Origin of the sequence: Peptoniphilus sp. HCN-40583, from assembly GCF_037892835.1 — a bacterium.
Taxonomy (GTDB): domain Bacteria; phylum Bacillota; class Clostridia; order Tissierellales; family Peptoniphilaceae; genus Aedoeadaptatus; species Aedoeadaptatus rachelemmaiella.
In genome coordinates this window covers 18907-33177 of sequence record NZ_JBBKBU010000028.1, presented here as the reverse complement: position 1 = coordinate 33177, position 14271 = coordinate 18907, and the positions used below count along the sequence as shown (strand labels likewise).

General features: G+C 53.2%; 12 protein-coding genes. All 12 read right to left on the bottom strand.

What is annotated here, in order from left to right:
- Positions 1 to 11: 11 nt before the first annotated feature.
- Positions 12 to 710: a 50S ribosomal protein L1 gene (rplA, locus tag WKT05_RS08735; protein WP_215508032.1), complete on the bottom strand. Its 699-nt coding sequence runs from the start codon at positions 708 to 710 to the stop codon at positions 12 to 14.
- Between the two features lie 42 nt (positions 711 to 752).
- Positions 753 to 1178 (bottom strand): 50S ribosomal protein L11, encoded by a 426-nt coding sequence (rplK, locus tag WKT05_RS08730; protein ID WP_215508035.1) that lies wholly within the window; start codon positions 1176 to 1178, stop codon positions 753 to 755.
- A 58-nt stretch (positions 1179 to 1236) separates the two neighbouring features.
- A complete protein-coding gene (gene nusG / locus WKT05_RS08725) occupies positions 1237 to 1794 on the bottom strand; it encodes a transcription termination/antitermination protein NusG (RefSeq protein ID WP_340413763.1) in 558 nt (185 codons plus the stop codon).
- 19 nt (positions 1795 to 1813) lie between these two features.
- Complete coding sequence (gene secE / locus WKT05_RS08720; RefSeq protein WP_215508039.1) at positions 1814 to 2035, bottom strand: preprotein translocase subunit SecE; 222 nt, start codon at positions 2033 to 2035, stop codon at positions 1814 to 1816.
- 11 nt (positions 2036 to 2046) lie between these two features.
- On the bottom strand, positions 2047 to 2196 hold the full coding sequence (gene rpmG / locus WKT05_RS08715) for a 50S ribosomal protein L33 (RefSeq protein WP_215508040.1): 150 nt from the start codon (positions 2194 to 2196) through the stop codon (positions 2047 to 2049).
- Between the two features lie 132 nt (positions 2197 to 2328).
- Complete coding sequence (locus WKT05_RS08710; RefSeq protein WP_215508042.1) at positions 2329 to 2892, bottom strand: hemerythrin domain-containing protein; 564 nt, start codon at positions 2890 to 2892, stop codon at positions 2329 to 2331.
- Positions 2879 to 4429 (bottom strand): NAD(P)/FAD-dependent oxidoreductase, encoded by a 1551-nt coding sequence (locus WKT05_RS08705; RefSeq protein ID WP_215508043.1) that lies wholly within the window; start codon positions 4427 to 4429, stop codon positions 2879 to 2881. Before WKT05_RS08705 ends, WKT05_RS08710 begins: the two co-directional genes overlap by 14 nt.
- Positions 4430 to 4543: 114 nt before the next feature.
- The gene (locus WKT05_RS08700; RefSeq protein WP_340413762.1) at positions 4544 to 9487 is read right to left on the bottom strand and encodes a phosphoribosylformylglycinamidine synthase; all 4944 of its coding nucleotides are present in this window, start codon (positions 9485 to 9487) and stop codon (positions 4544 to 4546) included.
- A gap of 9 nt (positions 9488 to 9496) precedes the next feature.
- On the bottom strand, positions 9497 to 11023 hold the full coding sequence (gene purH / locus WKT05_RS08695; RefSeq protein WP_340413761.1) for a bifunctional phosphoribosylaminoimidazolecarboxamide formyltransferase/IMP cyclohydrolase: 1527 nt from the start codon (positions 11021 to 11023) through the stop codon (positions 9497 to 9499).
- Positions 11020 to 11574, bottom strand: coding sequence for a phosphoribosylglycinamide formyltransferase (gene purN, locus WKT05_RS08690; RefSeq protein WP_340413760.1), 555 nt, complete (start codon positions 11572 to 11574; stop codon positions 11020 to 11022). Before purN ends, purH begins: the two co-directional genes overlap by 4 nt.
- Complete coding sequence (gene purM / locus WKT05_RS08685) at positions 11571 to 12605, bottom strand: phosphoribosylformylglycinamidine cyclo-ligase (RefSeq protein ID WP_340413759.1); 1035 nt, start codon at positions 12603 to 12605, stop codon at positions 11571 to 11573. Before purM ends, purN begins: the two co-directional genes overlap by 4 nt.
- Positions 12606 to 12613: 8 nt before the next feature.
- A complete protein-coding gene (gene purF, locus WKT05_RS08680; protein ID WP_215508050.1) occupies positions 12614 to 13960 on the bottom strand; it encodes an amidophosphoribosyltransferase in 1347 nt (448 codons plus the stop codon).
- Between the last annotated feature and the right edge of the window lie 311 nt (positions 13961 to 14271).

Sequence of the window (14271 nt, the reverse complement as noted above, 5' to 3'; positions counted from 1 at the left end):
CTTTTATTTTGTTAATCCATTAATTTAGAGCCGTTTACGCGGATCCCGGGGCCCATAGTGGAAGCCACGGTGACGGAGCGCAAGTAGCGACCTTTCGCTGCTGCCGGTTTCGAACGAATAATGGCAGACATTAAGGTTTTGAAGTTTTCGGTCAACTTTTCGGTGCCGAAGGATTTCTTGCCGATGGGTACGTTGATGATGGCCGCTTTGTCGACGCGGTATTCAACTTTACCTGCTTTGATTTCTTGCACAGCTTGCGCTACTTCAAAGGTAACGGTGCCGGCTTTCGGGTTCGGCATGAGGCCCTTGGGACCTAAAACACGGCCGATACGACCGACGACGCCCATCATGTCGGGTGTTGCCACGACGACATCGAATTCGAACCAGTTTTCGTCTTGGATCTTCTTCATGAGCTCTTCGCCACCGACGTAATCTGCGCCGGCTTCTTCGGCTTCTTTTGCCTTGTCGCCCTTAGCAAAGACCAAGATGCGTTCCGTACGACCGGTGCCGTGGGGCAGGACGACGGTGCCGCGAACTTGTTGGTCGGCGTGACGGGGGTCGACACCGAGGCGAACGGCGAGCTCGATGGTTTCATCGAAATTAGCGACGGCGGTCTTTTGTACCAATTCAATGGCTTCGTTCACATCGTAAAGATTGGAACGATCGACGAGTTTAAGACTGTCTTGATATTTTTTACCTCTCTTAGGCATGTTTAACCTCCTTGTGGTTCAAACGAAATGGAATTTCTCCCACTAACCTTCTACTTCGACGCCCATGCTGCGTGCCGTACCGGCGATCATGCGCATGGCCGCTTCGACATCGGCTGCGTTTAAATCGGGCATTTTCGTTTCGGCGATTTGACGGCATTGATCTTTGGTGATCTTGGCCACTTTGGTCTTGTTGGGCTCGCCGCTTGCTTTGTCGATGCCTGCCGCTTTTTTAATTAAGACGGCTGCCGGCGGGGTCTTGGTAATAAAGGTAAAGGAACGATCTTGGTAGACGGTCATGACAACCGGAATGATCATACCGGCTTGGTCTTGCGTCTTGGCGTTAAATGCTTTGGTAAATTCCATAATGTTAACGCCGTGGGGCCCGAGTGCGGTACCGACCGGCGGTGCCGGCGTTGCCTTGCCTGCGGGGATTTGTAATTTAACGATTGCTATGACTTTCTTTGCCATAGTACACCTCCTAATGTGGTTTTGCGGGGTTTCCCTCCCACTCTTAATGTGCTTACGTTTATGCCTCGGTTAATTGGTTGACGTCCAATTCCACCAAGGTGTCGCGGCCGAACATGGAAATGGTGACTTTCACCTTTCGATTTTCCTCGTCCAGCTCTTTGACAATGCCGACGAAATCTTCGAAGGGTCCCGTCAGGACTTTAACGCGATCGCCCACGGCATAAGTATCCGACAGGGCTTCTTTTTTCGTCACGCCTAAGTGCTTGACCTCTTCATCGGAAAGAGGAATGGGTTTACTCCCCGGGCCGACGAAGCCGGTGACGCCTCTGGTATTTCTGACGACGTACCAGGATTTATCGTTCATAATCATTTTTACCAGGACGTAGGAAGGGAACATTTTGCGTTCCTTTAATTTCTTTACGCCGTCTTTTTCTTCGACGTAATCTTCCATGGGAACCTGGACATCAAAGATCATATCGCCGAGATCCTGATTTTTCACCATGGATTCCATATTGTCTTTGACTTTGTTTTCGTGGCCGGAATAGGTATGGATCACATACCAATGGGCTTCTTCCTGACCGGCTTCGCCCCGGTTGCGATTTAAATCATCTGTCAATTGAAATCCTCCATACCGCTTATACGCCGAAAATCAGGCCCATAATATGGCTAAAGACAAAGTCTACGGCATAAATAAACAGGGCGGTTACGATGCTGACGAAGATAACGATTAAGCTATATTGGAATAATTGTTTTTTCGTCGGCCATACGACCCGCTTAAATTCCCTTCTGACACCGCGAAAATATCTCGTTAAGGATTGTTTTTCCTCAACTTTCGGGGTAGTGGTTTTTTGCGCCATCGTATCTCTCCTTACTTCGTCTCCTTATGAACCGTATGGGTCTTGCAGAATTTGCAATATTTCTTCATTTCCATACGTTCAGGCGTATTTTTCTTGTTCTTGTACGTGACATAGTTTCTTTGCTTGCACTCTGTGCATTCTAATGTGACGCGATCTGCCATCACACACCTCCTCTGGCTAAATTAATGGAAATAAACTCAATAAAAAAGGGCTTGTATCAAGCCGCTTTTTCCGGTTTTCCGGATTTGGTTTACGGAGTAATCCTATCAAATATCCGGCTTCCTGTCAATTGTTTAGGCGTTTTTATTTTCTAAAAGCCCTTCCCAACGGTCCAATTCCTTCAGGTATTTTTCCCTGCGATGGGCATGTTCCGTTTCGAATGCTTTCGTCTCCCGGTCCACGGCTTCCAATCGCTCGGCGCTTAAATTTCTCTCGGCGAAGGGATAGACCACGGCGTTTTCCCGCTCGGCGTGGGCCTCGAGCAAAAAGGCGTAGTTGTACATAAGGCCGAAGACATCGAGGAGATGCTCATCCGTCGGTTCTTTTTCCCACACTTGGCGCGCTTCGTCTAAATTTCTGACGATGTTTCGCGCCTGATCGTGTTCGGCAAACATGCCTTGGCGCACGATTTTTTCCGCCACGTCACCTAAATCCGACAGCATGTAGCGAAAGAGAATGTCTTCTTCCTTGCCGTGGTGATGGGCGTCGGAGTAGTTTCGAATAAATTCGATCATGGGAAGCACTTCGTCTTGAAATAATACTTCCCCTTCCAATGCCTTGATTAAATAGCGGCGAATGATCCCGGTAAAGCGCAGGATCTGTTCGTGTTCGTTCATGAGTACATCAATTCCGTACATGGTCTTTCTCCTTTTCGATGATTTTTTCCGCCACCCGCATGCCGTCCATGGCGGAGGATACGATGCCGCCGGCGTAGCCCGCCCCTTCCCCGGCGGGGTAAAGATTTTCGTGGCTTATGGACTCCAGTGTACTTAAATCCCTCGTGATTCGCACCGGCGAGGAGGAGCGGGTCTCCGGAGCCGTGAGCATTGCCTTGTCGAGAAGGGCCGGGAAGCGGCGACCCATGTCCTTAAGCCCCTCGGTCAAGGCCCGGTCCAGCGCTTCGGGATAAATGGTGTGCAGATCCGCCTCGAAGGTGCCGGGCTTGTAGGTGGGCTCTACACCGCCTGTTTCTTCGCCGTAAAGGTAGCTGCTCACGCTTTCAACGGGCGCCTTGTAGCTGTTTGTCATAGCGAAGACCTTCTGCTCGATCTCCCGTTGAAATGCCACGCCGGCGAGAACGCCTTCGCCGTAGGTGGTGTGATCGATGGTGACGAGAACGGCGGCGTTGGCATTTTTCCCGTCGCGGGCCTTGTAGCTCATGCCGTTGGTTACGACGCCGCCTGCCTCCGATGCGGCGGCCACCACCTTGCCCCCGGGGCACATGCAGAAGGTGTAGACGCCCTTCTCTTCCACCTTGGCGGTGAGGCTGTAATCGGCGGCGGGGAGGAAGCGGTGATTGTCCCCGTACTGGCTCTTGTCGATGGCGGCCTGTGGCTCTTCGATGCGAAAGCCCACGGCAAAGGGCTTCTGCTCCATGGCCACACCTTTTTCGTGAAGCATGTAAAAGCTGTCCCGCGCCGAGTGGCCCAAGGCCAGCACCACGTACTTGGAGCGAAAATCCCCTTTGTTTGTACTCAGGCTGTAGCCGTCATTTTCCTTGACCAGAGATGTTAGCCTCGTGCGGAAATGGATCTCCGCCCCCATGGCCTCGAGTTCGCCTCTTAAGAGAACCAAAACTTTTCGCAGGGCATCGGTGCCCACGTGGGGCTTTTTCTTGTAGAGAATGCTTTCATCTTCCGCCAGGCGACTGAACAACGCGAGCACTGTGCGGCCACGGGGATCTTTGGAGCGGCTGGTAAGTTTGCCGTCGGAGAAGGTGCCTGCGCCGCCTTCGCCGAACTGCACATTGCTCTCGGGATCCAGCTTCCCCGTCTCCCAAAAAGCTTCCACTTTTTTTACGCGGTCTTCCACGCCGTCGCCACGCTCCAGAAGGATCGGCGCCATGCCCCGCTTGGCGAGAACCCAGGCGCAGAAAAGCCCCGCCGGTCCCGCGCCGACGACGACGGGCTTCTCCGTGGATTGAATGGGCGACAAATCGTAGGGCATCTCCTTCACGGGAAGGATTTGTTTGTTTTTACGCACCTTTTTATCCGTCGTAACGTCCACGGCGGCGATGAAGCGCATGGTGCGCCCCTTTCTGGCGTCGATGGATTCCCGGTGGCGGCTCCATGTGTAGTCCCCCGGCTTTAATCCGGTGATTTTTTCGATTTCGGCCTCGTAGGCCTCGGGTTTCGAGTCGATGGGCCGATGTAAATTGTTGATTCGATAGTTCATGGGCTCAATTATCCTTTGTCTTTTTCAAAAGGTCAAGTTCAGTGTATGGTATTTTCCGAAAAAAATCCGTAACCTATGTAACGAAAAAGCCTTCCCGCAGGAAGGCCTTTCCCATTATTTATTTTTCTTTCCCAGAATATAGTCCACGCCTGCTTGAATCACCGGCATGATCGTCACATTCGGAATGTTTTTATAGAGATTGTCTTCCACCCGTTCGATGTGGCCCATCTTTCCTAAGATGTGGCCGTCGGGACTGATGAGCCCTTCCATATTGAACTCACTGCCGTTGGGATTGTCCACATAGGTGAAGGCCACTTGATTGTTTTCAACCAATGCCTTGGCCTGTTCCTCGGAAAGAACGAGGCGGCCTTCCCCGTGACTAATGGGCACTTCGTATTCGTCGCCGGGATTCAAGTACATGAGCCAGGGCGAATCGTTGGTCATGACTTGGGTGGTGACCATGCGGGCCACGTGGCGGGAATTGTCGTTGAAGGTGAGGGTCGGCGATGTAGCTTCTTGCACCCGGGCTTCGCCGTAGGGCAGGTAGCCGGATTTAATCAAGGCTTGGAAGCCGTTGCAGATGCCGAGCACAAGGCCTTTCTTTTCCTTCACCAAGTGATCCACAGCGGATTTCACGACCTCAGTGCGAAGAATGTTGGCGATGAATTTCGCCGAGCCGTCCGGTTCGTCGCTGAAGCTGAAGCCGCCGGGAATGGCGAAGATGTCCGCTTCTTTAATCTTTTCGGCAAGTTCCGAAATGCTCTTCACCGTTTCTTCCGCCGTTTGATTCTTGAAGATAAAGACTTCCGCATCGGCGCCGGCCTTGGTAAATACATCTTTCGTGTCGTATTCACTGTTGGTCCCCGGGAAGCAGGCGATGAGCACGCGGCAGCTGTCTTTTGCAGAAGCATTTCCCGTGCGGGTACTTGCGATTTGTACCGTAGCCAGGGCTTTCTTTTGATCGTGGACTTCCGGCGGGAAGACTTTGTCGAGCCCCGTGGTGTAAGCTTTCTTAATGGCTTCTTCGTCGAGTGTTGCGCCGTTTACCACGTAGCCGGATTCTGTGAGGCTGCCGACGACTCTCACGCCGTCGAAGGCTTCTTTGTATTCCACGATAATGTCGCCGTAGCGGGCGTTGTAAAGGTCGTCTAATTGGACGTCGAAGCCGAGATCGTTGCCTAGGGCGGAGATAATCATCCCCGGCAAGGTGCCCTTGTGGGTAATGGCGGCGGCGGAAAGAATATTGCCGGAGGCCATTTCTTTTTTCAGCACCTTCGCCGATGCTTTGAAGGCCTCGATGTCGATTCTGCCGTCTTTCGTGCGCACAGCTTCTACGATGCCCAGCTTGTGTCCTGCCGCCGTAAAGGCATTGCCGATGACATCTTTCGCCGCCATGGGGGCAATGGCGAAGGAGATCAAGGTCGGCGGTACGTCTTTGTCGCGGAAGGTTCCGCTCATGGAGTCTTTTCCGCCGATGGGAGGAATTTCAAAATCCATGCAGGCGTCGAAGGCGCCTAAAAGGGCCTTTAAGGGCTTTTGCCAACGGGTTTCGTCTTCGGCGAGTTTTTCGAAATACTCTTGGAAGGTGAAGTACATGTCGCAGATTTCTGCGCCGGTGGCCACGAGTTTTGCCACGGATTCGACGACGGCATAGTAGGCGCCAAGGTATTGATTTTCCGAAAGGAACTCGGGATTGGCGCCGTAACTCATGACGCTGGCCGTTTGGCTCTTCTTGCCTTCTACGGGAATGAGGCCCGCCATGGCTTGGGTGGGGGTGAGCTGCAGCTTGCCGCCTAAGGGCATGAGCACCGTTCCGCGGCCCACGCTGTTGTCAAATTTTTCGATTAAATTCTTTTGGCTTACCACATTTAAATCCGCCATAGGTTTTAAAATGTCTTTCGCCGTGAGGGAATCGTAGCGATTCAAATAGCCGCAGGTGGGATCTTTTTCCACCTTCACCTTTTGGCTGCGGTCTACGCCGGCGGTGTCGATAAAGGCGCGGTCCAAGTCCACGATGCACTTGTCTTCATAGTAGAGGCGCATAGCGGCTTCTTTTGTAACTTCCGCTACCACGGTCATTTCAAGATTTTCTTCCCGGCTCATTTTTTCAAAGAGGGGCAGGTCTTCTTTTTCGATGACCACGGCCATCCGTTCTTGGGATTCGGAAATGGCGATTTCTTTCGGCTTGAGGCCCGCGTATTTTAAGGGCACTTTATCCAATTGCACGCGAATCCCCGGAGCCAATTCGCCGATGGCAACGGAGACGCCGCCGGCGCCGAAGTCGTTGCAGCGCTTAATGCGGGAGGCGATTTCCGGTCGGCGGAACAAGCGCAGGAGCTTCCGCTCTTGGGGGGCGTTGCCCTTTTGCACTTCCGCACCGGCCGTAGCCAAGGAGGCCGCCGTGTGTTTCTTACTGCTTCCCGTGGCGCCGCCGATGCCGTCGCGGCCCGTTCTGCCGCCCATTAAGAGGATCAAATCCCCGGGCTTCGGTTCGCCGCGCCATACATGGCTTTCAGGTGCGGCACCGACCACGGCGCCCACTTCCATGCGCTTGGCCATGTAGCCGTCGTGGTAAAGCTCTTCTACGAGGCCGGCGGGAATGCCGATTTGGTTGCCGTAGGACGCGTAGCCATTGGCGGCTTCCGTGGTGATTTTCTTTTGAGGCAGCTTGCTTTCCCAGGTGTCTTCAATGGGCATGGTGGGATCGCCGCTTCCCGTAAGGCGCATGGCCTGATAAACATAAGCTCTGCCGGAGAGGGGGTCGCGAATGCAGCCGCCCAAGCAGGTGGAGGCGCCGCCGTAAGGTTCGATTTCCGTCGGGTGGTTGTGGGTTTCGTTTTTGAACATGAGAAGGTAGGGAATGGTTTCTTCTTTCCCTGTGCGGAGGTCTTCCGCCACCACGTCCACGCGAATGGAGCAGGCGTTGATTTCTTCCGACTCTTCCATGTTGGTCTTCACGCCTTCGGCCTTTAAGTGTTTCGCCACCAACGTGCCGAGATCCATGAGGCTTACGGGCTTCATGCGGTTTAATGCTTCCCGCGTTTTCATGTAGCGATCGTAGGCGGCGGTGATTTTTTCATCTACGCCTTCGTCGAATTCAATTTCAAGGGCCGTGTTAAAGGTGGTGTGGCGGCAGTGGTCGGACCAATAGGTGTCCAAAATCGCCAGTTCCGTTTCGTTAATGTCCCGGCCCACGTCTTTAAAGTGGTCTTGAATAAAGGCGAAATCTTCGAAACTCATGGCCAAATCCATGGATTCGAAGCGGCGTTTCAATTCCCCTTCGTCCCAGGAAATAAAGCCTTCGATGACGGCGTTGTCCGTATTTTTTTCCGATTCTTTTTTAATGGTGGTGGGCACGCCGAAGAGGTTTCCGATTTTTTGATCCACCGGATTCACCAAGTGTTTCACGATGGCGGCGTAGTCGTCCGCGTCGATGTCGCCGATAAAATCGTAGACCGTGGCGCAGGAAGCTTCCAGGTGGGTGTGACCGAAAATGGCCGTGGCCGTATCCAAGACGCCGGCTTGACGCTGATCGTATTGGCCCGGTTGGTATTCCACCACGAGGCCGTGATCCATGTCCGCTTGCAACTTGAAGGCGTCGGCATCGGCGAAAACCACATCGCTTGGCGCTTCGGAAAGCACTTCTTTTGTCAGGCGACGGACTTCTTCTTCAGTCAACCCTTCCAAATCGTAGCGGGCGTAGATCTTCACGTCGTTCAGGTGAATGCCCAGCTCTTCGTTTAATTGGGCGGCGAGACCCTTGGCCGCGTTGTCGAAACCGGGTTTTCTGCCCACGTAAACGCGGCTGATCATGGGGCCGATGTCTCGGCGAATTTGTTTATGTTCGAATTGAATGGCATTCGCGCCGGCATAAGCTTTGGTGATGGCTTCTTCGAAGGTATCCGCCGTGGCGGTGACGGTGAGCACGCGGCCGCCGTCGGTGACGAGCTTGCCGTCTTTAATTTTCGTGCCGGCGTGGAAGACGGTAACGTCGTTTAAATCTTCGGGAATGGTAATTTCCACGCCCTTTTCTGACGACTCGGGATAACCGCCGCTGGCGAGAGTCAAGGACACGACTTTCTTGTCTTTTTCTTTCACGGACACTTTGTCCAGCTCGCCTTTAGCCGTGGCCATCATAATGTCCAAAAGATCGCCGTCGAGGCGTTCTAAAACCGATTGAGTTTCCGGATCGCCGAAGCGGCAATTGTATTCGAGAATTTCCGGGCCGGCATCGGTAATCATAATGCCCATGAAAATGAGGCCGCGGAAATCCATGCCGTCTTTTTTCAGGCCCTCCATAAAGGGGCGCACCAATTTTTCGTCGATGGCATCCAAGAGGGGCAAGGCTTCCACATTGGGGGCGTAGCTGCCCATGCCGCCGGTATTCGGTCCCCGGCCCCCTTCGTAAATGGACTTGTGGTCCTTGGCCGTGGAAAGGGGCACGATGGTTTTGCCGTCGCAGAAAGCGAGGAGACTCATTTCAAAGCCTTCAAGGAATTCTTCCACGACGACGCGGTCGGTGTGGAAGCGGTCTTTGTCGTAGACGTCGATTAAAAATGCCTCGATCTCCCCTTCCGAATAGGCGATGACCACGCCTTTTCCCGCGGCCAGGCCGTCGGCTTTTAAGACGCAGACGCCTTTTTCAGCGAGAAGTTTCATGGCGCCTTGGCGCACCGCATCCCGATTCGTGGATTCGAAGTAGGCCGCCGTGGGAATGTGGTGGCGAACGCAAAATTCCTTCGTAAAGAGCTTGGAGCCTTCCAGCTGCGCCGCTTCTTTCCGCGGCCCGAAAATCAAAAGGCCCGCCTCCTCAAAAGCATCGGCGATGCCTTCAACCAGGGGCGCTTCAGGGCCGACGACGGTTAAGTCCACGGCCTCATCTTTGGCAAATTTCAACAGGCCTTGAATATCATCGGCGGAAATGGCGATATTTCCGCCCACATCTTCCGTGCCGCCGTTGCCCGGTGCAAAGTAAATTTTTTCTACCGCTTTGTTTTTGGCGATGGCATGGCCGATTGCGTGTTCGCGACCGCCGCCGCCGACAATTAGTACCTTCACAATGCCTCCTTAATGTTTAAAGTGACGGACGCCGGTAAATACCATGGACAGTCCTTTTTCGTTACAAGCTTTGACGGAATCCTCGTCGCGAATGGAGCCGCCCGGTTGAATAATGGCGCTGACGCCCTTTTCTGCCGCCGCCTTGACGCAGTCGTCGAAGGGGAAGAAAGCGTCGCTGGCCAAGACGGAGCCTGTGAAGTCGCGATCGGGATTGTGGTTAAAGATATTTTCAAGGGCCCAGATGCGGCTGGTTTCGCCGCCGCCCACGCCAAGGGTCATGCCGTCTTTAATGAGGACCACGGCGTTGGAGCGCACGTATTTTACCACCTTCATGCCGAAGAGGAGGTCCCGCTTTTCAGCTTCCGTCGGCGCCTTGTCCGTGACCACTTTGTAGTCTTCCGCCGCGTCGAGATCCGTGTCTTGTACCAAGACCTTGCCGCTTGCGAAGCGCATTTCTTTTTTCATGGCACCTGCCGCGTAATCCACTTGAATCACCCGCAGATTCTTCTTTTGCTTAAAGACTTCCAGGGCCTCCTCGGTAAAATCTTTTGCCGCAACCACTTCCAGGAAGATCTTCACCATTTCTTCGGCACAGGCCTTGTCTACCGTGGTATTTAAAGCCACGATGCCGCCGAAAATGGAGAGGCTGTCCGCTTCAAACATTTTCTTGTAGGCATCCACAGCCGATTCGCCTAAGGCCACGCCGCAGGGGGTGGCGTGTTTTAAGCCGACACAGATAATGCCGTCTTTTTCTTCGTCGAATTCCCCGGCCAAATTCACCGCCGTGTTAAAGTCGTTGAGATTATTGTAGGAAAGCTCCTTGCCTTGGAACTGTTTCATGTGGCTGAAATAGCTGTTGACCATGGGATCGGAATAGACGGCGGCCTTTTGATGGGGGTTTTCCCCGTAGCGCAGATCCCCGTCTTTTTTCAGGCCGATGGTCAAGAGATCGTCATCTTCACCCGTCACTTCCTTGAAGTAGCGGGCGATCATGGAATCGTAGTAAGCGGTTTTGCTGAAGGCCTTCATGGCCAGCTTCCGGCGGAAGGCGAGGTCGTCTTTTCCTTCTTTTAATACGGCGAGCACATCATCGTAGTCGGCGGGATCCGTGACGATGAGCACGTCTTTGTGGTTTTTCGCCGCAGAGCGCACCATGGAGGGGCCGCCGATGTCGATGTTTTCGATCATGTCGGCTTCCGATTTCTTTTGTTTGTAGCTTTCTTCGAAGGCGTAAAGATTGACGCAGACCAAGTCGATGTTGCCGATGCCGTGTTCCTTCACCGTATCCATGTGGCTCTTTTCGTCCCGTTTATAGAGAATGCCGCCGTGTACCTTCGGATGCAGGGTCTTTACCCGACCGTCCAGCATTTCGGGAAAGCCTGTGTAGGCGTCAATGGGCGTGACGTCGACGCCGCCTTCGGCGATGGTTTTCAAAGTGCCGCCGGTGGACAACAGGGTGAAGCCCAAATCCACCAGGCCCTTGGCGAAGCTTACAATATTTGTCTTATCCGTGACGGACAACAGTGCGTATTTCATAGGATGCCCTCCTCGCAAAATCGAATGGCAGTTTTAAGTAATTGATGCTCCAAAACGAGCACCGTTTGTTGAATGGCTTCCGGCGACGCTAATTTTTCGATGTCTACAGAAGATTGAAGCAAGATGGCGCCGCCGTCGACGGTTTCGGTGACGTAGTGCACCGTGGCGCCGCTTCGTTTTTCCCCGTGGGCGAACACGGCTTCGTGGACGTGCATGCCATACATGCCCTTGCCGCCGTATTTCGGCAGAAGGGCCGGATGGATGTTAATGATGCGCCCGGCGTAGCGCGTCAACAGCTCCTTGCCGAGGATTTTTAAATAGCCGGCGAGGACGATAAAGTCGATCTCATTCTCTTCCAAGACGGCCATGAGGTCCCCGTCTTCTTCAACGAAGGTGGCCTTTCCCGCCTCCTTCGCCCGCACGAGGCCATAGGCGTCGCGGCGATTGGAAACGACCAGGGCGATGTGTGATTTGAAAAATCCTTCGGCTTCCGCATCTAAGAGGGACTGTAAATTGGTCCCGGAGCCGGAGATCATGACGGCGATTTTCATTTCAGCACGGTCTTGCCTTCGCCCTTGGTGATTTCGCCGATCACCGTGGCTTTTTCGTCGGTCTTTTCATTTAAATAGGCCAGGGCTTTTTCCGCGTCGTCTTTGGACACGATAAGGACCATGCCGATGCCCATATTAAAGGAGCGATAGAGCTCTTCTTCGGCGATGGCGCCGGTGTTTTCGATGAAGGTGAAGAGATCGCCCTTGTCCCAGCTGCCCTTTTCGATGGTGCAGTTTAAGTCGTCGGACAAGATGCGGGGAATATTTTCGATAAATCCGCCGCCGGTAATATTTGAGACGCCCTTCACTTCCACTTCCTCCATCAGGCCCAAAACGGGTTTCACATAGAGGCGGGTGGGGCGAAGAAGCACTTCGCCGACGGTGCCTTCAAGGCCTTCCACCGTACTGTTAATGTCCAGCTTTAAGTGATCGAAGAAGAGCTTCCGCGCCAGGCTGTAGCCGTTGGAATGGAGGCCGCTGGATGCGAGGCCGATGACCACATCCCCCTCCTTCACTTTGCTTCCGTCGATGATTTTATTTTTATCGCAAAGACCCACGGCAAAGCCGGCCAGGTCGTATTCGTCTTCCGAATACATCCCCGGCATTTCCGCCGTTTCGCCGCCGATTAAAGCGCAGCCCGATTGACGGCAGCCTTCGGCCACACCTTCCACGATCTTTTGCATTTTTTCAGCGGAGACGCGGCCCGTGGCCACGTAATCCAAAAAGATAAGGGGCTTCGCGCCTTGGCAGATCAAATCGTTCACGCTCATGGCCACGAGATCGATGCCCACGGTGTCGTGGATGTCCATCATTTGTGCCACCATAAGCTTCGTGCCTACGCCGTCGGTGGCGCCTAAAAGCACCGGGTGTTCCATGTCTTTGGCGGCGGAAAGATCATAGCCGCCACTGAACAAACCGATGTCGCCTAAAACATTCTTGTCGTAGGTGGATGCGACGGCTTTTTTCATGAGTTCGACGGCACGATTGCCTTCGGTAATGTCGACGCCGGCGTCTTTGTACGATAAAGTCATAATGCCTCCTAAATAACCGTAGGGTCTACCGGGTAGTCCCCGTTAAAACAAGCGATGCAGTAATTGTCTACGCTCTTCTTTCCTGCGCGGGCCAGGCCGTCCATGGAGATAAAGGCCAGGGAGTCGGCGCCGATGTTTTCTTCGATTTCCTTAATGCTTTGGTTGGCAGCGATTAAATGCTTCCTGTTCGGCGTGTCGATGCCGTAGTAGCAGGAATATTTTACCGGCGGCGAGGTGATGCGCATATGCACTTCCTTGGCACCGGCCTCCCGCAAGCGGTGGATTAAATTGCGGCTCGTGGTGCCGCGCACAATGGAGTCGTCCAACAAGACGATGGATTTGCCCTTTACCACGTCGCCTAAGGGATTGAGCTTAAGTTTGACCGCCATGTCCCGTTCTTTTTGGGTGGGCTTAATAAAGGTGCGGCCCATGTAGCGGTTCTTTACCAGGCCTTCGCCGTAGGGAATCTTTGCCGCTTGGGCATAGCCAATGGCGGAAGGAATGCCGCTGTCCGGCACGGGCACGACGAGGTCCACATCACAGGGCGCTTCTTCCCACAAAATTTCGCCGCAGCGTCTTCTGAAGGTGTAGGCGTTAATGTCGTCCAGAGTGGCGTCGTTTCTCGCGAAGTAGACGTATTCGAAAATGCAGTTTTTCGGCGTATCTTCCGATTCATAGTGATCGGAATGGATGCCCGTTTCGTCGATGACGAGAATTTCCCCGGCGGCGATGTCTCGGGTCATTTGGCCGCCGATAATTTCAATGGCGGCATTTTCGCTGGCCACGATGACATCGTCTTTGTCTCGGCCTAAAACCAAGGGGCGGAAGCCATTGGGATCCCTAAAGGCCACGACCTTGCCCTTGAGCAGCGCCGTTACCGAATAGGCGCCCTTAATGACGCCCATGGTCTTTTTAATGGCGGCCACAATGTCGCCGTCGTAGTAGCGGGTAATTAAGTACAAAATCACTTCCGTGTCGTTGGTGGTTTGAAACATCATCCCTTCTTCTTCCAGCCGTTCACGAAGCACTTGGTAGTTCACCAAATTGCCGTCGTTGGCGATGGCGATGGTTTCCCCGCCGATAAAACCCATAATGGGTTGAATATTGTAATCGTGGGAACCTTCCGCCGTGGAATAGCGCACATGGCCGATGCCGATGTGTCCCGCCAGATCCCGTAAGCTTTCTTCCGTGTAGGCGTCGATGACCAAGCCCATGGCCCGCTTTCTCAAAATCTCTTCCCCATTGTCGATGGCCATACCCGTAGCTTCCTGTCCCCGGTGTTGCAGCGAATTCATTCCGTAAAAAAGACTGGTTGCTACATTCGATTTGCTATAAATTCCAATTACTCCACACATAGTTTGTGTTTGATCCTTTCTATCTAACGATACCTTCTTCGTTCGTGCAACTTTGTTTTTCTAAAAGGATACTTTTTCATCGGCTTCCCTAATGAAGCCACGCACAAAACCTCCCATAAAATGAAAAAAAGAGATACGGGTGCCGTACCTCTTTACATGCCTACACTGAGGGCGTAGCTTGGCCATTTTTTAACGCAAGAAAAAATAAGCTCGCGAAAAGCCATGTGCTTTAAATGCAATTGAACGAAATCAAATCGGATCAACCCCACGCCCCCCTTTTTCAGAAATATTGTACCATATTTTTTTAGGCG